Source organism: Streptomyces sp. ITFR-6 (assembly GCF_031844725.1).
Lineage (GTDB): Bacteria > Actinomycetota > Actinomycetes > Streptomycetales > Streptomycetaceae > Streptomyces.
Map to the genome: position 1 here is coordinate 358,801 of NZ_CP134612.1, position 18,240 is coordinate 377,040.

General features: G+C 70.2%; 15 protein-coding genes and 4 pseudogenes. 8 read left to right on the forward strand and 11 right to left on the reverse strand.

Annotated features, from left to right (window positions below):
- Window positions 1-41 precede the first annotated feature (41 nt).
- The 5 genes and pseudogenes from RLT59_RS01405 to RLT59_RS01425 all read left to right on the forward strand — a co-directional run bounded on the left by RLT59_RS01405 (window position 42) and on the right by RLT59_RS01425 (window position 6,190).
- Window positions 42-2,345 (forward strand): hydantoinase B/oxoprolinase family protein, encoded by a 2,304-nt coding sequence (locus RLT59_RS01405; protein ID WP_311301645.1) that lies wholly within the window; start codon window positions 42-44, stop codon window positions 2,343-2,345.
- Window positions 2,346-2,415: 70 nt separating this feature from the next.
- A complete protein-coding gene (locus RLT59_RS01410) occupies window positions 2,416-3,222 on the forward strand; it encodes a hypothetical protein (protein ID WP_311301646.1) in 807 nt (268 codons plus the stop codon).
- Between the two features lie 10 nt (window positions 3,223-3,232).
- Window positions 3,233-4,036 (forward strand): CoA transferase subunit A, encoded by an 804-nt coding sequence (locus RLT59_RS01415; RefSeq protein WP_311301647.1) that lies wholly within the window; start codon window positions 3,233-3,235, stop codon window positions 4,034-4,036.
- On the forward strand, window positions 4,036-4,668 hold the full coding sequence (locus RLT59_RS01420; protein ID WP_311301648.1) for a CoA transferase subunit B: 633 nt from the start codon (window positions 4,036-4,038) through the stop codon (window positions 4,666-4,668). Before RLT59_RS01415 ends, RLT59_RS01420 begins: the two co-directional genes overlap by 1 nt.
- Before the next feature lie 189 nt (window positions 4,669-4,857).
- Window positions 4,858-6,190, forward strand: a pseudogene (locus RLT59_RS01425) (IS1380 family transposase).
- Here RLT59_RS01425 and RLT59_RS01430 read toward each other — a convergent pair.
- From RLT59_RS01430 to RLT59_RS01445, 4 genes and pseudogenes are all read right to left on the reverse strand, one after another.
- A pseudogene (locus tag RLT59_RS01430) lies at window positions 6,185-6,886 on the reverse strand (IS701 family transposase); the annotation flags it as partial. The pseudogenes RLT59_RS01425 and RLT59_RS01430 overlap by 6 nt on opposite strands.
- The gene (locus RLT59_RS01435; RefSeq protein ID WP_399126809.1) at window positions 6,823-7,248 is read right to left on the reverse strand and encodes an enoyl-CoA hydratase/isomerase family protein; all 426 of its coding nucleotides are present in this window, start codon (window positions 7,246-7,248) and stop codon (window positions 6,823-6,825) included. The gene RLT59_RS01435 and the pseudogene RLT59_RS01430, both read right to left, overlap by 64 nt.
- 12 nt (window positions 7,249-7,260) lie before the next feature.
- Window positions 7,261-7,440 (reverse strand): hypothetical protein, encoded by a 180-nt coding sequence (locus tag RLT59_RS01440; protein WP_311301649.1) that lies wholly within the window; start codon window positions 7,438-7,440, stop codon window positions 7,261-7,263.
- Between the two features lie 98 nt (window positions 7,441-7,538).
- Window positions 7,539-8,249: pseudogene (locus tag RLT59_RS01445) on the reverse strand (PIG-L deacetylase family protein).
- A 151-nt stretch (window positions 8,250-8,400) separates the two neighbouring features.
- Here RLT59_RS01445 and argG point away from each other — a divergent pair.
- Together argG and RLT59_RS01455 are read left to right on the forward strand one after the other, a co-directional pair.
- On the forward strand, window positions 8,401-9,852 hold the full coding sequence (gene argG / locus RLT59_RS01450; protein WP_311301650.1) for an argininosuccinate synthase: 1,452 nt from the start codon (window positions 8,401-8,403) through the stop codon (window positions 9,850-9,852).
- Window positions 9,853-10,032: 180 nt separating this feature from the next.
- Window positions 10,033-10,605, forward strand: a complete 573-nt coding sequence (locus RLT59_RS01455) for a rhodanese-like domain-containing protein (protein ID WP_311301651.1) — start codon at window positions 10,033-10,035, stop codon at window positions 10,603-10,605.
- 58 nt (window positions 10,606-10,663) lie between these two features.
- On the opposite strand, the gene RLT59_RS01460 is transcribed toward RLT59_RS01455, so the two are convergent.
- Complete coding sequence (locus RLT59_RS01460; RefSeq protein ID WP_311301652.1) at window positions 10,664-11,959, reverse strand: alpha/beta fold hydrolase; 1,296 nt, start codon at window positions 11,957-11,959, stop codon at window positions 10,664-10,666.
- A 105-nt stretch (window positions 11,960-12,064) separates the two neighbouring features.
- On the opposite strand from RLT59_RS01460, the gene RLT59_RS01465 reads away from it, so the two are divergent.
- On the forward strand, window positions 12,065-13,228 hold the full coding sequence (locus tag RLT59_RS01465) for an ABC transporter ATP-binding protein (RefSeq protein ID WP_311301653.1): 1,164 nt from the start codon (window positions 12,065-12,067) through the stop codon (window positions 13,226-13,228).
- A 29-nt stretch (window positions 13,229-13,257) separates the two neighbouring features.
- Here the strand turns inward: RLT59_RS01465 and RLT59_RS01470 are convergent, their stop codons facing one another.
- From RLT59_RS01470 to RLT59_RS01495, 6 genes and pseudogenes are all read right to left on the reverse strand, one after another.
- Complete coding sequence (locus tag RLT59_RS01470) at window positions 13,258-13,824, reverse strand: SMI1/KNR4 family protein (protein ID WP_311301654.1); 567 nt, start codon at window positions 13,822-13,824, stop codon at window positions 13,258-13,260.
- A 64-nt stretch (window positions 13,825-13,888) separates the two neighbouring features.
- Window positions 13,889-14,548 (reverse strand): class I SAM-dependent methyltransferase, encoded by a 660-nt coding sequence (locus RLT59_RS01475; RefSeq protein ID WP_311301655.1) that lies wholly within the window; start codon window positions 14,546-14,548, stop codon window positions 13,889-13,891.
- A 10-nt stretch (window positions 14,549-14,558) separates the two neighbouring features.
- Window positions 14,559-15,690 (reverse strand): annotated as a pseudogene (locus RLT59_RS01480) (serine hydrolase domain-containing protein).
- A gap of 126 nt (window positions 15,691-15,816) precedes the next feature.
- Window positions 15,817-16,770: an ABC transporter substrate-binding protein gene (locus tag RLT59_RS01485; RefSeq protein WP_311301656.1), complete on the reverse strand. Its 954-nt coding sequence runs from the start codon at window positions 16,768-16,770 to the stop codon at window positions 15,817-15,819.
- Window positions 16,767-17,444, reverse strand: coding sequence for an ABC transporter permease (locus RLT59_RS01490; protein WP_311301657.1), 678 nt, complete (start codon window positions 17,442-17,444; stop codon window positions 16,767-16,769). The genes RLT59_RS01485 and RLT59_RS01490 overlap by 4 nt, the downstream gene beginning before the upstream one ends.
- Complete coding sequence (locus tag RLT59_RS01495; RefSeq protein WP_073734020.1) at window positions 17,441-18,118, reverse strand: ABC transporter permease; 678 nt, start codon at window positions 18,116-18,118, stop codon at window positions 17,441-17,443. Before RLT59_RS01495 ends, RLT59_RS01490 begins: the two co-directional genes overlap by 4 nt.
- Window positions 18,119-18,240: the final 122 nt, after the last annotated feature.

Genomic DNA, 18,240 nt, shown 5'->3' on the forward strand with positions numbered 1-18,240 from the left:
GACCGCCGACCGGACACGTGAGACTGAAGGAGCCCCCTGAGATGACCAGCATTGACGACAGGCCGACAGCGCCCCTGACCCCCCAGGAGCAGGAGTGGGTCGACGCCTTCATGGACGAGACGACACTCTTTCTGGGCCCCGACCCGGAGATCATGCGTGACCACAGCATCACGCCCCGCTCTGCGCACGAGGAGCGGGCGATCTCTGCGGGCGTCGACCGGCTCCAGGTCGAGCGCATCCGCAAGCGCATCGCCGGGGCCCTCGACGAGGGCTATGAGATGTGTGAGGCACAGGGCGCCGCACCGGGCGCGAAATGGGGCGACCTGACAACCGCGATCTACACCGCGGCGGGCGATGTCTCCTACCTGTCCTGCCACGGGGTCATCGCGTTCAGCGCGATCCTGCACCACCCGATCCGGTACATCATGAAGTACTGGAAGGACGAGCCGACCGTGGGCATCCACGAGGGCGACGGGTTCATCCACAACGACGCCAGGTTCGGCAACATCCACAACACCGACCAGTCGATGATCATGCCGGTCATCCGCAACGGAGAAATCATCGCCTGGGTCGCGGCCACCATCCACGAGGGCGAGAACGGCGCCTGCGAGCCGGGCGGTATGCCATCCGGCTCGGAGACGGCCTTCGACGACGGGCTGCGCATGAGCCCGTTCAAGATCGTGGAGCGCGGCCGGCTCCGCCGCGACCTGCTCACCTTCCTCCAGCACTCGGTGCGCGACCCGAAGCTCCAGCTCGCCGACCTCAAGGTGAAGATCACCGCCGTCCGCAAGATCATGGACCGCGTCGACAGGCTCATCGACGAGGTGGGCGTGGACTCGTTCGTCGCGGCACTGCGCACCACGGTCGAGGACGTGGACACCGAGGTGCGTCGTCGCATCGGGGAACTCCCCGACGGCACGTACCGGTTCGACCAGTTCATGGACTCGACCCTGAAGGAGAACATTCTCATCAAGTTTGCCTGCAAGATCACGGTCAAGGGCGAGAAGATGACCGTCGATCTGCGCGGTACCGGCCCGGAGATCCTCAACCGCGCCATGAACAGCCCGCTCTGCTCGGTGAAGTCGATGATGATGCAGGCGATCCTCGCCTTCTGGTGGCCCGATCTGCCGCGCTGTACCTCGGCGATGAGCTGCATCGAGATCATCTCGGACGAGGGAACCTGGGCCGACGCCTCATACGACGCCCCCATGGGGCAGTCCCTCCAGGCGTCGTTCCGCGGCTTCTCCGCGATGCAGGCGCTCTACAGCCGCATGGCCTTCTCCACACCGAAGAAGTACAGCAACACCGTGGCGAACTGGTTCAACCAGATCAACACCTTCCTGTGGGGCGGGGTCACCCAGCACGGCGACATGGTCGGCAACCTCTGCGCCGACCTCAACGGCATGCCGGGCGGCGCCAAGCCCTTCCGGGACGGCGAGGACGCGATCTCCCCGCTGTTCTGCGCGATGGCCGACACCGCCGAGCAGGAAGTCATGGAGGAGGAGGTCCCCTTCATGCAACTCGTGTCCAAGCGCCTGGTACGCGACAACATGGGTTACGGCAAGTTCACCGGCGGCATGGGCTACGAGATGATCGTGGCCGCCGAGGGCACTCCGCAGTGGGGCTTCATGACGGTGACCTCCGGAGCCAAGTTCTCCTCCATCTACGGCATGTACGGCGGCTACGGCTGCGGTACACATCCGCTGGCCATGGTCAAGGGCACCAACGTCTACGAGCACATCAGGCGTGACCCGTCGAAGTTCGATCTCTCCATGGAGAAGGTCATGAACGAGCGGCCCTTCGAGGACGGCCGCTACTCCACCCACCACATGGGCCTCCAGTTCGACATCGCCAAGGACGGCGAGCTGTACATGATCAGCCAGGGGGCCGGCGGCGGATACGGCGACCCGCTCGAACGGCTCCCCGAGTCAGTTGTCAAGGACGTCGAGCTGGGCCGCATCGGCCAGAAGGCTGCCGAGGACGTCTTCGGAGTGCGTTATGACCCGCGGACCTTCCGTCTCGATGTCGAGGGAACGCGTGCCGCGCGCGACGCCGCACGCGCGGCACGGATCGAGCGGGGCAAGCCCTACGCCGAATTCTGCGCCGAGTTCGTCAGGCCCGAGCCACCCGAGGACCTCCTCTACTACGGCTCGTGGGGCTCGGACACCGACGACATCACCGCCACCGTCTTCACCAACGACGGCCCCCAGCGGGTGGCGGGCCCGCTGAAGGAACTCCCGATCGTCATGGTCCCCGACCGCCGCGAGGTCAAGATCGCCGCGCTTGAGGCACGGGTCCACGAGCTCGAAGCCCGGCACGGGGAGAACGTGAAGCGCCTCACCTGAGCCGCGCGGCACACGGGGCGGGGCCACCGGCCCCGCCCCGTTCCCTCCACCGAACCGTCCAGGAGCACGTATGCCTTCCTCTCTCCGGTCCCTCGCCTCGGCCCCACCGAGCGGCGCCGCCCGGCCGCTGCTCGTCGATCCCGACGCCTACGCCACAGCCGTACTCCGCCAGGGAGCACCGATCCCCTGGGCCGACCTGGCCGCGCTCACCGGTCATGTCGGCCAGATCCACTCCCTCCTCGACCCCGACGCCGTATGGGTGGATGTCGAGGCCCTGCTCCGCGCCCGCCTCGCCACCGAACCCGCCGCCGTCGCCGCGATGAGGGAACGGTCGCGCACCGGCTACGCCCTGCGTTCCCTGCTCGGCGACGAGTCCGGTGCGGACCTCGTCCGCACCGCGGTCCGCACCCTCTCCGACGCCACCCGGCGTCCGGCCGTCCTCGCCGTACCGTCCCCCGCACGCTGGCTCTGCCGGGCACACGCGCTGGCCGGCACCCCGATCACGGACGTGGACGAGGACCACGCGGACAGCGCCTCCATGTACGTAGCCGAGTGGCTCGGCAAGCTGGGCTCCCTTCCCGTCGCGCTGGTCCTGCTCGACGCCACGGCCGCCGGCGACGATCCCGCGACCACGCTCACGGAGACCCTCGGCGCCTACACGTCCCTCACCAACGTGGTCAGCCACTTCGAGTGGGCCATCGCCCTGCGCGACGGAGACGCGGTGGACGTCCCCGTCGGCGAACCGGAGATCGCCGTCGTACCCACGACGTACTGGACGAAAGACACCGAGCCACCCGCGGCCGATGTCCTGCTGACGGCCATCCCCCCAACGGCGACGCCGGAGGACGTACTCGACCGGCGCGCCAGGCTGAGGTGAGGGAGACACCATGGACAAGGTCATCACCAGCGCCGACGAGGCCGTCGCACGGGTCTCGGACGGCATGATGCTCGCCTCGGGCGGCTTCGGGGTCTGCGGCATCCCCGCCCAGCTCCTGCGCGCCCTCGCCAGGCACGGTTGCGGGGACCTCACCGTCGTCTCCAACAACTGCGGCGTTCCCGGCGTCGGCAACTCCCTGCTTCTGGAGAACCACCGCATACGACGCCTCATCGCCTCCTACGTCGGGGAGAACAAGGAGCTGACGCGCCAGTACCTCACAGGCGAGGTCGAGATCGAACTCACCCCGCAGGGAACCCTCGCCGAGCGCCTGCGCGCAGGCGGGGCCGGCATCCCCGCCTTCTACACCCGCACCGGTGTCGGCACCCAGGTGGCCCTCGGCGGGCTGCCCGTCAGGTACACCTCCGACGGGGCCGTCGCCGTCGCCTCCGCCCCCAAAACCACCGAGACCTTCGCCTGGGACGGCGAGGAGCGCCTCTTCGTCCGCGAGGAGGCCCTGCGTCCCGATGTCGCGCTCGTACGGGCATGGAAGGGCGACCGGCACGGCAACCTCGTCTTCCGCAAGGCGGCCCGCAACTTCAACCCGCTCTGTGCCATGGCCGCCCGGTGGACCGCTGCCGAGGTCGAACACCTCGTGGAACCGGGCGAGATCGACCCCGACGAGGTGCACCTGCCGGGGATCTACGTCGACCGGGTTCTTCCCCTCACCGCCGAACAGGCCGTCGACAAGGGCGTGGAGCGACGGACGACACAGCCGCGCCACGCCACTACCGCGCACGGCGAAGGAGCACTCTGATGGCGCGCACCCGTGAGGAGATGGCAAGCCGGGCCGCTGCCGAGCTCCGGGACGGCGACTATGTGAACCTGGGCATCGGGCTGCCGACGCTCGTTCCCCAGCACGTCCCCGAGGGCGTTCACCTCGTCCTCCAGTCCGAGAACGGCATTCTCGGCCTCGGCCCGTACCCGGTCGAGGGAGAGGAGGACCCCGACCTCATCAACGCCGGAAAGGAGACAGTCACCACGACGGCGGGCGCGAGCTTCTTCGACTCCGCCACCAGCTTCGGCATGATCCGGTCGGGCAGAATCGACGCGGCGGTCCTCGGCGCCATGCAGGTGAGCGCGCGCGGCGATCTGAGCAACTGGGTCGTCCCCGGCAGACTCGTCAAGGGCATGGGCGGCGCCATGGACCTCGTCCACGGCGCCCGCCGGGTCATCGTCCTCATGGAACACGTCGCCAAGGACGGCAGCCCGAAGATTCTCCGCGAGAACACCCTCCCCCTCACCGGAGAACGCGTCGTGGACCGCATCATCACCGACCTCGCGGTCATCGATGTCACTCCCAGCGGCCTCCGCCTCGTCGAATGCGCCCCCGGAGTCCACCCGGAAGAGGTCCGCGCCCTCACGGACGCACCGCTGGAACTGACCTGACACCGGAACCACCGTTCCACCCTCCAACAGCTTTCGGCAGCCCCTCAACGAGACGGGCCCCGACTAGTCTCGCGCTTTCACAAGGTGGCCTGTCCGAGGCTTGATCACCAACGCGAGAAGTGCTCCTGACCTGCAACGATAGGACTTGTCGAGGGTCCGGATCGTGCCGTGGAAAGAAGCACTTCTCAGGTGAAGAAGCGTATCGGGTCGTACCCGCGTGTCCGCGTTTGACGGCAGTGGTCGTGGAGTGGTCTCGCAGGCCGGGGCTGTGCTGCTGGTGGAGACGAGCCGCAAGACGGGCCTGGATACTGCGATATCTGCGGCTCTGGCGCCCTGGCGCAAGCCGCAGGCGGTGCACGATCCCGGTAAGATCCTGCTGGACACGGCGCTCGCGGTCACCCTCAGCGGCGACCGCCTGGCCGACATCAGCGCCCTGCGGGCCGAGCCGGCCGTGTTCGGGCCGGTGGCCTCGGACCCGACAGTCTCCCGGCTGGTTGACACGCTCGCGGCGGGCGGCCAACGCGCCCTGAACGCGATCCGCGGTGCACGCTCCCAAGTGCGCCAACGCGTATGGAAGTTGGCTGGCACGTCGGCGCCGGATGCGACCGATTCCGTGACCGTGGACATGGCGGCGTCCTGGTGATCGCGCACTCCGACAAGGAGGACACGGCTGCGACCTGGAAGCAGACCTTCGGCCACCACCCGCTGATGGGCTTCGTCGCCCCTGGGACGGGCGGGTCCGGCGAACCGGTGGCCGGTCTGCTCAGGCCTGGAAACGCCGACAGCAACACCGCCGCCGATCACCTAACGACCACCCGACTGGCCTTGGCCCAGCTGCCCAAGTCCTATCGGCGCGCGGCCGGACGCTGATCCGCACCGGCTCCGCAGGCGGCACCCACGAATTCGTGGCCTGGCTCGCGAAACGGGGACGGTGGCTGTCGTATTCGGTCGGCATGACCATCACCGACGCATTTCACCAGGCCGTGCTCAAGGTGCCGCCCACCGCATGGACACCGGCCGTCGAGCCCAGTGGGGAGATCCGCGACGGCGCCTGGGTCGCCGAACTCACCGGCGGCATGCTCGACGGCTGGCCGAAGGGCACGCGGCTGATCGTCCGGGAGGAACGACCGCACCCCAGACCCCAGTTGAGGATCACGGATGCCGACGGCACGCGGATCACGTGCTTCGCCACCAACACCACCGCCCGGCCGATCGCCGAGCTCGAACTCCGCGACTCCGCCTGTCCAGCCCGGCCGGCCAGCTCATCACTACCGGCCGCCGCCGGATCCTCCGCCTCGCTCGCCACTGGCCATGGACCCATGTCGTCACCGGCGCCCTCCGACGGCTCGACCAACTACCCAACCCAACCTGGCCAGTAGCTTTCCTGTCCCTGCGAGCAGCACCACGTCTCCGGAGCAGTAGAACCCCGCGCCCACCCGACACGTCAGTCGGGCTACCGGCGTGCCCGCCAACAGCCACAGAACGCGAAACGGTCGCCGACTCCGTCGACAGACCTTCATGAAAGATCGAGGTTACACGGGCATGAGGGAATCGTCGCTACCAGATTCTGGATCCCCCTTTTTGCCTCTGCTCGCAGGATAGCGAGGAAGGCAAGGGCGGCCATGGAGATCATTATGTGCCGATACCAGGCGGCATAGCCGCGAACCTGGTAGTAATCGAGTCCGGTTTCGTTTTTCGCGGTCTGAAAACACTCTTCTACCATCCACCGGGATCCCGCGACCTGCGCAAGTTCCAATCGGGTCGCGGCCGGGGAGAAGCAGATGTAGAAGGCGATTTCCGCGGAGTCTGTGAGGCTGCGGCGTGCGAGCAGCCAGTGATCCCACCCTCGGGAAGGCTGCTGACCAACTCGTGCGCGCGGTTCTGATCGAAGAATTCCATGGTCATGACCATCTGCGATTCCGGAACCGCGAGGACGTGAGGAATGTCGTGTTCCTCCAGCCACAGCCGGATACGGCTTGTCTGGCCGTAGAGGGCATCGGCGGTCACCCACCCGAACGGGATGCCGGATTCCACGGCACGCTTCAGCATGCGCAGGCCCAGATCGGGCTTGGTGACCAGTCCGACATCGTCACCGATACCGGCAGCGTCTGCGGTCCGAGGCCCAGCCCTTCGGAAGATACAGTTCGCGGTCGATCAACGCCCGCCCCCGGTCGGATCCGTAAGCCAGAAACACCCCGATCTGGAAATTCTCGATCCGTTGCCGGTGAACGCGAGGTACTTCGCCCAGCCCGCCCCGGCCCTGCGGGCGATCCGCGTGTCGCCGCGGGCGTCGACGGCGACCCCGATACCGGCCTCCGGGAGCGCGAACACGGCGTCATCGGCGGCGATCCGGATATCGGACACGAGCGCCAGCTCGGAGCCGAAACCCAGGCAGTAGCCCTGGACGGCGGCGACCACCGGCTGCGGGAGCCCGGCGAACGCGGCAAAGCGTTCGTGCACCCGGCGGATGCCCTCGCAGTAGTTCTGGGTGCGTTCGGAGGGGGAACGCCCGGTGATGGCACCACCAGGCGCGGTGACGTCGATCCCGGCACAGAAGGCCCGGCCCTCGCTCCTCAGCAGGACGGCCCGGACCTAGCCGTCGAATCCGAGCCGGTCCGCCATGATGCCGAGCTGTCTGCTGGACTCCCGGCTCCAGCCGTTGAGCCGGTCGGGCCGGCAGAGGGTCAGCACACCCACGCCGTCCTCGATCCGGAGCGTGATCCGCCCCTCACCCTGCGGCATACCGTGATCGAGGATGTCGAGCACCGCCATCCCCTCCCTCGCTCCCTGCCTGAACTGACACGGCGTCAGAATTTGTTGCGCGAAACAGGGTACGGCGGGACACCTGGGGCGGCCAGAGCCCTTCCGGCTCAGCGCGGGAACAGCTCGAAGGTGACGGCGGGCCGGCCGCCGAACCGCTCGCCCGAGGTCTCCGCGTTTCCGGCCAGAAAGGTGCGGCGGTACTCCTCCGGGTCCTGGTCCGTGAGCACCTCGATGTACGCGCGGTGGGCGAGCAGCGAACGCACGGAGCGTTCGAGTCCGGCCGTCACATCGACGGCGTGCGTCGGCGTGGCCGATCCGGCGACGGCCACCCAGCGCACCCCGTCCCACGGTTCGAGCCCCCGCTCGGCCAGCTCCGGGAAGATCCAGCGGTTGCCCGCGCCTCCCGCCGCGTCCAGGGCCGCCCGGCCGACCGCACGGTGGTCGGGGGTGTTTTAGGCGACGCCACCCCAGGCGTCGCGGTGGTTGAGCGTGACGATCAGCTCGGGCCGGTAGCGGCGAATGGCGGCCGCGATGTCGCGGCTCAGCTCCACGCCGTCCTCGATCACCCCGTCGCGATGGTCCAGGAACTCCACCTGGGAGACCCCGACGACCGCCGCGCTCGCGCGCTGCTCCCGCTCGCGCAGCGGTGCGCACCTCTCCGGTTCGAGGGTGTCGATGCCGGCCTCGCCCCGGGTGGCCAGCAGATAGCCGACTTCGCGCCCTTCGTCCGTCCAGACGGCGACGGCCGCCGCGCAGCCGTACTCCAGGTCGTCGGGGTGCGCCACGACGGCGAGCGCGCGCCGCCAGTCCACGGGCATGGATTCCAGCTGCTCGGTCGTACCGGCAGGCTAAGGGCTGCCCCCCGATCGGCGGCGGATCAGCACGCGGACCCGTCGGCACGACTCCGCCCCGACGGCGCGTCCACGAACCCACTTTGCATGATCATGCGTAATAGCGCATACTCTTCCCATGTCTAAGGTTCTTACCTCCCTGCCGGCCGGCGAGCGCGTCGGCATCGCCTTCTCCGGTGGTCTCGACACCTCCGTCGCGGTCGCCTGGATGCGCGACAAGGGTGCCGTCCCGTGCACCTACACCGCCGATATCGGCCAGTACGACGAGCCCGACATCGCATCGGTCCCGGGCCGCGCGTCGGCCTACGGCGCCGAGATCGCGCGTCTGGTCGACTGCCGTGCGGCGCTGGTCGAGGAGGGCCTGGCGGCGCTCACGTGCGGCGCGTTCCACATCCGCTCGGGCGGGCGTGCCTACTTCAACACCACGCCGCTCGGCCGCGCCGTCACCGGAACCCTGCTGGTCCGGGCGATGCTTGAGGACAACGTACAGATCTGGGGCGACGGCTCCACGTTCAAGGGCAACGACATCGAGCGGTTCTACCGCTACGGTCTGCTCGCCAACCCGCACCTGCGGATCTACAAGCCCTGGCTCGACGCGGACTTCGTCCATGAGCTGGGCGGCCGCAAGGAGATGTCGGAGTGGCTGCTCGCCCACGACCTCCCCTACCGCGACAGCACCGAGAAGGCGTACTCCACCGACGCCAACATCTGGGGCGCCACCCACGAGGCCAAGACCCTGGAGCACCTGGACACGGGCGTGGAGACCGTCGACCCGATCATGGGTGTGCGGTTCTGGGACCCGTCGGTCGAGATCGCCACAGAGGACGTCACGATCGGCTTCGACCAGGGCCGCCCGGTGACGATCAACGGCAAGGAGTTCGCCTCCGCCGTCGACCTGGTGATGGAGGCGAACGCCATCGGCGGCCGCCACGGCATGGGCATGTCCGACCAGATCGAGAACCGGGTCATCGAGGCCAAGAGCCGCGGCATCTACGAGGCGCCGGCCCTGGCCCTGCTGCACGCCGCCTACGAGCGGCTGGTCAACGCGATCCACAACGAGGACACCGTCGCGCAGTACCACAACGAGGGCCGGCGCCTGGGCCGTCTCATGTACGAGGGCCGCTGGCTCGACCCGCAGGCGCTGATGATCCGTGAGTCCCTCCAGCGCTGGGTCGGCGCGGCGGTCACCGGAGAGGTGACGCTGCGGCTGCGGCGCGGCGAGGACTACTCGATCATGAACACCTCCGGTCCGGCGTTCAGCTACCACCCGGACAAGCTGTCCATGGAGCGCACCGACAACTCCGCGTTCGGCCCGGTGGACCGGATCGGCCAGCTCACCATGCGCAACCTCGACATCGCCGACTCCCGCGCCAAGCTGGAGCAGTACGCCGATCTCGGCATCGTCGGCAACACGCACGCCACGCTCATCGGTGCCGCCCAGGCCGCCTCGACCGGGCTGATCGGCGCGATGCCGCAGGGCGGCGCCGAGGTCATCGCCTCCCGCGACCGCGCGGAGGGCGACGACGACCAGATGCTCGACCGCGCCGCCATGGAGTTCGGCACCGACTGACCGGAGCCCGTACGAATCCGCCCGGCAGGGACGCCGCACCCGCGTCCCGCCGGGCGGAGCGCGGCCCGCCCGGACTCCGTTGACCACGGCTTCGGATACCCCGACGGGTACCCTGGCCCGTCCGGGGCAGGAGAGAACGAGAACCCCGCCCCGCCCGGTGAACGAAAGGAAACACCACTCGTGACCAGCCCCGTATCGCTCTCACCAGCCCAGGCCGCGGCCCGCCTCACGGAGTTCACCGTCATCGATGTGCGGGGCCCTGGCGAGTACGCCTCCGGACACGTTCCCGGCGCCCTGAACATCCCGCTCGACCGTCTCTCCGAGGCCGTCCCCGCGCTCAAGTCCGCCTCCGCACGGGGCGCACTGCTCGTCGTCTGCGCCTCCGGGGTCCGCTCCACCCGGGCCTGCGACATCCTCTCGGCCGCCGACATCGACGCCGCCACGCTGACCGGCGGCACCTCCGCCTGGGAGGGCGAGGGGCGCGATCTGGACCGCCCCGCCGGCTCCCGGGCCGGCTGGCCGCTGGAGCGGCAGGTGCGGCTCGCCGCCGGTTCGCTGGTGGTGGCCGGTCTGCTGGCGGGGGTCAGGTATCCGGCCGCGCGCTGGCTGTCCGCCGGTATCGGCACCGGTCTCGTGTACTCCGCGGTGACCGACACGTGCGGCATGGCGGCGGTCCTGTCCCGGCTCCCGTACAACCGTGACCCGCGGGCGGCGGCGAGTCTGGACGCGACGCTGGACGCCCTCCAGGGCTGACCCGCCCGGCCCCGTCGCGGGGCCGGACCTCGTCGCCGGCTCAGACTTCGTCGCGGTCTCAGACCTCGTCGCGGACCAGGGCGAGCAGCCGGTCCAGGACCTTCGGGCCGCCCGCGCGCAGCCCGTCGTGCTCGTACTCGTCGGTCACCCAGGTGCGCAGCCCTCGGATCGAGGCGGCCGTACGCAGCGCGTGGGCCGTGTCCACGTACATGTCGTCGTGGTAGACGGCGGCGGCCACCGGTACCTCGTTGGCGGCCAGCCGCTCCGCGTCGTACAGCGGCTCCCAGTCGGCGCGGGTGGCGAGCAGCTCTGCCGTCTCGCGCAGCGGGCGCAGGGCCGGGTCCACGTCGAAGTGCCAGGGGTGGATGCTCTCGCCCGTGAACAGGACCGGGCCGTCGCCCCGGAGCGCGGCCGCCGCGTCGAACTGCGGGAACTCGGCGCGCACCCGCTCGGCCGCCCAGCCGGTGGGGCGTTCGCCCTGACCGTAGATCGCCTCGTGCAGGAGCGCGTACAGCGGGTGCCCGGCGAACGAGCAGGCCGTGCGCATGGCCTCCTGGAAGCTGTCGGAGAGCTCGGTGCCGTGCGGGGTACGGACGAAGGCGTTCTCCAGCAGGTAGTGGAGCTGGTGGCTGCCGCTGCCGCCGCCGAGCATGATGCCGAGGGACTGGAACCCCTCGGGCGTCAGCCGGTGCCCGGCGCTCTCGGGGTGGTGCTCCGCGAGGTGAGCGGTGATCTCGCGGGCGCGCTCGACGTCCTGCGGGTAACGGGCGTAGTGCGCCGCGTTCTTCCGCTCGATCCTCGGGTACGCGGCCCGGTAGACGTCGTCCGCGTGGGCGTCGAGCGAGGGCAGGCCGCCGGTGATCAGGACGGTACTGAGCCCCTCCGGCGCGGCGGAGAGGTAGCGGACGGCGCAGAAGCCGCCGAAGGACTGGCCCAGCACCGTCCAGGGTGCGCCGCCCGTCAGCTGCGGGCGGATCAGCTCGCAGTCCCGCACGATGCTGTCCGACCGGAAGTGCGTCAGGTAGTCGGCCTGCTCACGCGGGCCGCCGCGCAGCGGCAGCGTCTGCCGGTTGGCCGGGGTGGACAGCCCGGTGCCGCGCTGGTCCAGGAGCAGCACCCGGAACTCCCGCACCGCACGGCCCAGCCAGGCGTCCGTGCCGGTGAAGCGGCGGGCGCCGAAGCCGGGACCGCCCTCCAGGTACAGCAGCCACGGCAGTTCCTCGGCGGCCCTGGAACCCGCCACCACCTCCCGGCCGAAGATCTCGATCTGCTCACCGCCGGGGTCGGTGTGGTCGAGCGGCACGGTGAAGTGGCGGTCGGTGAGGACGACGCCGAGCTGACGGTAGCTGTTCAAGGGTGCTCCTGAATCCGATGTTTCCCGGACAGTTCAGCACACCCGGGTGACCCGGACAGTCCCGGCCCGTGTGCGGCGGGCCCGGCCGCCTCCTAACGTGCAGTCATGATCCGGTTCGAGCAGGTCGGCAAGGTCTATCCGGACGGCACGACGGCGGTGCACGAACTGTCCTTCGAAGTCCGCGAGGGCGAGCTCGTCACCCTCGTCGGCCCGTCCGGCTGCGGCAAGACCACCACGATGATGATGGTCAACCGGCTGATCGAGCCGACCTCCGGGCGGATCCTGGTGAACGGCGAGGACATCTCGACTCTCGACCCGGTCAAGCTGCGCCGCGGCATCGGCTACGTCATCCAGCAGGTCGGGCTCTTCCCGCACCGGACGGTCCTCGACAACACCGCGACGGTCCCGGCACTGGTCGGCTGGAAGCGGTCCAGAGCGCGGGAGCGGGCGGCCGAACTGCTGGATCTGGTCGGCCTCGATCCGGCGACGTACGGCTCCCGGTACCCCGCCCAGCTCTCCGGCGGCCAGCGCCAGCGGGTCGGCGTGGCCCGCGCGCTGGCCGCCGACCCGCCGGTTCTGCTGATGGACGAACCGTTCGGCGCGGTGGACCCGGTGGTGCGGGAGCGGCTGCAGAACGAGTTCCTGAGCCTCCAGGCGACGGTCAGGAAGACGGTCCTGATGGTCACCCATGACATCGAGGAGGCCGTGCGGATGGGTGACCGCATCGCGGTGTACGGGGAGGGCCGCATCGAGCAGTACGACAGCCCGGGGGCGGTGCTCGGGTCCCCCGCGACCCCGTACGTGGCCCGGTTCGTCGGCGCCGACCGGGGTCTCAAGCGGCTCTCGGTCACCGAGATCGAACCGGAGGACCTGGAGGAGCCCCCGGTCGCCCGGCTGGACGAGCCGGCCGGGGTGGCGGCGGCCCGGCTCGTCGCCGCGGGCTCGCGGTGGGCCGTGGTCCTGAACGGCGAGGGCGAGCTGCACGGCTGGGTGGCGGCGGACGCGCTGCGGATCGCCGGGGAGCACGGCACGGTGGGCGAGCTCGCCCGCCGGATGGACGCGTGGGTGCCGGTCGGTGCCCCGTTGAAGCAGGCGTTCAGCGAGATGCTCCAGCACGACGCCGGCTGGGTGGCGGTGCTGGACGGGGCGCGGTTCCTCGGCGTGCTGACTCCGGCGAAGCTGCACGAGGCGCTCCGCCGCTCTGTGGACGCGGACGCGCAGGGCGTGGGACGCGACGAGGTCGACTTCGACTCGGTGTCGGACGCCTGACGGGTGCGCGTCCCCAGCTCCGCCCTCGCCTACACACCGGCGGACAGCCGCTGTCCGGCCTGTTCCCACGGCTCGGGTTCGGCCACGTCGTCCCTTTCGCAGGCGTCCTCCTCGAACCAGCCCGTCCCCGCGAGCCAGGTCTCCAGCCACTCCGCAAGGCCGGCGGAGTCGAGGAACCAGCACTGCTCCCACGATCCGCCGCCGTACGCGTTCGGCTCGAAGAGCAGGACCTGACCGTCCTCACTGAGACAGTCGACCCCCGCGTACATGGCACAGCCCCAGGTCAGGACCGGTACGACGCCTGCGGGCCACTCCGGGTGCGCCACTGCGACGGATGCCTCACGCCGGGTCAGGTATTCCCCGACGACACCGGCGTCCGGCCTGTCCGGACCGATCAGCGGCAGCAGCCGGTACTCGGGCCCGAACCCGCCGTCGGCGACCTCGCGGTACAGGCGCGCGAGCAGGGGATGCAACGCGAAGCCCAGTTGGGCCTCGGCCTGCGCTATCCGGGCATCGCCCGCAGGCGTGGGAAGGTCCTCGTTGTCCGCTGCGGCCCGGACGGCGACGCGTTGCACCAGGTCATCGATGTCGGTCATGCCCGTGATGCTGCCAGAGCCCTCTGACATGCCGGTGATCAGGACCGCCGGGCGGATGCGGTCCTCAGGGCTGCTCCGGCCTGCGGGCGAGGAAGGTCGCGAAGGTCCGCTCGGCGCCTTCACGGGGTTCCTCCACCAGTCGTGCGGTGAGGGCCAACCCGGCCTGCTTCAGGAGCTCCGCGATCCGGTCGGGCGGCAGCAGGTACGACTCGTAGGAGACGAGGTGACCGCCGTACGCCCGGGTGGGACGCAGGTGCTGGCCGGCCCCCACGTGGCCTGCCAGCATCAGGCAGCCGCCCGGCGCGAGGGTGCGGCGGAACTCACCGAACACCACGGGCAGCAGCGCCGGTGGGGTGTGGTGGGTGGAGTAGTAGGCCAGGATGCCGCCGAGTCCGCCGTCCTGGACCGGGAGCGAGGTCATCGAGCCGACACCGAAACGCAGATCCGGGTGGGCGCCGCGGGCCAGCTCGACCATGACGGGCGACAGGTCCAGCCCGAATACGTCCACCTGCCGCCCGGCGAGGTAGGCCGCGACTCTGCCGGGCCCGCAGCCCAGGTCGGCGACAGGCCCGAGCCCGGCCGTTCGCACCGTCTCCGCGAAGACGTTCAGCATGCCCCGCGACAGCGGGTCGAGCTCCTCGGGAGGCTTGACCCGTTCGAAGTAGTCGGAGGCGACGGTGTCGTACGACTCCCGGACGGCGGCGAGGTAGGCGTGCTCAGGCATGCGGGCGACCCTAGCGAGGAGCCGCCGCGTGCTGCCAGAAGTCCCGCATCATGACCGGCGGGGTGGGGCCCGCCATCGCGACCTGGCTGAGCATGACGGCGACCGTACCGGTGGACGGGATGATGTGCGCCGTCGTGCCGGTGCCACCGACCCAGCCGTAGCGCCCCGGCACGTTCCAGGGATCGAGCGTCTCCACGTCGACGGCGCCGCCGAATCCCCAGCCCTGCCCCTCGGTGAACAGCCCGCTGGCCGCGCGCTGAGCGGGTGTCAGGTGGTCGGTCGTCATCTGCCGCACCGATGCGGGCGTCAGCAGGCTGCGGCTGCCGACCTCTCCTTCGTCGAGCAGCATCCGGGCGAACGCGTACCAGTCGTCGACGGTCGAGACGAGCCCGCCGGCCCCGGACGGGAAGTCCGGCATGCTGCTCCACTGTCCGTCAGGGGCGTCCAGCAGTTCCAGGGCTCCTTCCGCGCCGGCCCGGTAGTAGCCGGTGAACCGGTCGAGCCGGTCCGCCGGGACGGCGAAGCCGGTGTCGGTCATCCCGAGCGGCTCGAACAGGCGCTCGGCCATGAACTCCGGCAGCGACTGGCCGGAGGCCCTGGCGATCAGGACGCCCAGGATGTCAGAGCAGGTGTTGTACAGCCACGCCTCCACCGGCTGGTGGAGCATCGGAATGCGGGCCAGCGCGGCCATCCACTCGTCCGGGGCGGCGACGCCCTTCGGTTCCGGCGAGCCCTGGTGCAACTCGCTGAACAGGGGTGCGGCGGCGGGCAGCGAGAAGTCGGACGGGAATCCGTACCCGGCGCGGAAGGTGAGCAGGTCGAAGACGGTGATCGGCCGGACGGCCGGGACCACGTCGTCGACCGGGCTGTCCGGGGTGCGTACGACCTTCGGTGACTCCAGTTCGGGCAGCCACCGCCCGACCGGGTCCGAGGCCGCGATCCGGCCGTCCTCGATCAGCATCATGGCCGCGGCCGCGGTGACCGGCTTGGTGATCGAGGCGATCCGGAAGATCGAGTCGCGGGCCATCGGCGCGCCGCCGTCCGCGAGGGCGGAGCCGGCGGACGCCACCTCGATGGGCCACCAGCCCCACCGCGCCCGGCACAGAGCCGTGACGGACATGCGTTTCGAGTACTTCGCGCAGGGTGCTCGTCGCTCCGCCTTCTCAGTCGTGGGGTTCAACAGGATGACTCCACCGGAGGCGCGGACTCATCGCCCGCGCCGACCGGGCGCGACCGGGCCCGATCTCCCTGAGCGGGTCCGGCCATGCTCAGTCGGCCGGAATGAGGTGCTCGGAGCGCAGATAGTTGCGGGCCACGTCCTCCGGGAGCCGTCGCCAGCTGTCGACCTGCTCGTTCAGCCGGGCCAGGTCCGCGGTGGTCAGTACGGTGTTGAGCCTGCCCAGCGCCTTGCGCACGCCTTCGCTGCCCGCCCGGGAACGGTTGACGACGGGGACGAGGTAGTCGGCGTTCTGCAGGTGCTTGTCGTCCGCGAGCAGGACGAGCCCGAACTCGCCCAGGGTGGCGTCGGTGGTGGTGGTCAGCGCCATCTGGTCCCGGCCGCTCTGGACCGCCTGCTTGGCCTGGGTGGTGCCGACGCCCTTGGGGTCGACGGCGGTGATGTCGATACCGTACGTCTTCTTCAGGCCGGGTGCGCAGTACGGGCGCTGCACGCATTCGTCGCCTGCCGTCAGCCGGACCGGCAGCCCTGATCTGCCCAGGTCGCTCAGCGACTTCAGGTGGTGCTTCCTCGCGTACGCGGAGGTGACCGCGAAGGCGTTCTGGTCGACGGCGCGTCCGGGGTCCAGGACGGTGAGGCCGCGCGGTGCGGCCAGGGCGCGCAGGGCCTTCATGGTGGCGGCGAGGTCCGGGGAGCCGACGGGTTCGGCGTCGGCGCCGTTCTTCTTGGCGTTCAGCCAGTCGGCGAAGGTGGCGGCGTACTCCGGTACGACGTCGATCTGGCCGCTCTCCAGCGCCGGTTCGTAGATCTCCCGGTTGGTGACCGAGATGATCTTCGTGGAGTATCCGGCCCGGTCGAGCAGCAGGGCGTACATCTGGGCGAGCAGATCGCTCTCGGTGAACCCCGCGGAGCCGATGGTGAGGTGTCTGCTGTCGCCGGGCGGTGCGGTGACCTCGCCCTGGTTCTCCAGCGCCGGTCCGGTGGTGCAGGCGGTCACCGGCAGCGCGAGGAGCAGGATCGCGGGGAGCGTGCGGCGGGCCCTCATCCGGTGTTCCCGTCGCGGACCCAGTCGGGCGCGAGCCGCTGCGCCAGCTCGAAGAGCCCTTCGACGATCAGGGCGAACACAGCCACCAGGACCGCTCCGGCGACGACCTGGGCGGTGGAGGCGAGGTTGAATCCGGCGGTGATGATCCGGCCCAGGCCGCCGCCGCCCGCCAGGGCGGCGATGGTGGCGGTGGCGACGAGCTGCACGGCCGCGATCCTTACGCCGGTCAGGATGAGCGGCAGGGCGAGCGGCACCTCGACCTGGAACAGCAGCTGCCTGCCGGTCATCCCCATGCCCCGGGCCGCCCGCACCACATCCTGGTCGACCTCCCGCATGCCGACATACGCGTTGGTGAGCAGCGGCGGTACGGCGAACAGGACGAGGGCGACGATGGTCGGCCCTTCTCCGAACCGGCCGACCGGGGTGAGCAGGAGCAGCACCAGTACGGCGAAGGTGGGGACGGCCCGGCCGACGTTGGAGATGTTGACGGCGAGGGCGCCGCCCTTGCCGAGGTGGCCGAGGACCAGAGCGACCGGCAGCGCGATGAGGCAGCTGATCAGCAGGCAGACGACGGTGAGGTAGAGGTGCTGGCCGAGCCGGGTCCAGATGCCGTCGTCGCCGTACCAGTGCGCTGAGGTCGTGAGCCAGGACCAGGCCTTGGAGAGGGTGTTCACGACTGCCTCCGGGTCCAGGGGGTCAGCAGGCGCTGCACGAGGAGGAGCAGCAGGTCGGCGGCGACGGCGATGACGACGCAGAGGACGGACGCGGTGAGCACCTGGGCCTTGAAGTAGGTGTTCATCCCGGAGTAGATGAGGTTGCCGAGGCCGCCGTAGCCGACGATCGCGCCGATGGTGACCAGGGAGACCGCGGAGACGGTGGCGATGCGCAGGCCCGCCATGGCGGCGGGCAGGGCGAGGGGCAGTTCCACGGCGACGAGCAGCCGTACGGGGCCGTATCCCATGCCTCGGGCCGCCTGCCGGGTCTCCTCGGGTACGGCTCGGAGTCCGGCCAGGATGTTCCGTACGAGGAGGGTGAGGGAGTAGAGGACGAGGCCCGCGACGACGAGCGCGGCGGAGAGTCCGTACACCGGCAGCAGCAGCGAGAACATCGCGAGGGACGGCACGGTGTACAGGACGGTGGTGACCCCGAGCACCGGGCCCGCCGCCCAGCGCCAGCGGCGGGCGGCGAGGGCGAGCGGCAGGGCGAGCGCCAGGCCGATGAGCACGGCGATCACGGTCAGTTGGAGGTGCTGGAGCACGGCCTCCCACAGGATGTGCCGGCGGCTGCTCAGATAGGCGCCGCAGATCCATTCGTTGCGCGCGAGGCAGTCGTCCGGGGGCGCGGTCACCCGTCCATTGCAGCCCGGGACTGTGCGGGAGCGCGCGTACTGATCGACTGTTCGTGGCGGGGGCGGCGGACGGTGCCGGGCCGCGGGGGCTGTTGGCGCCCGATCGGGCCGGCGCCGGCTCA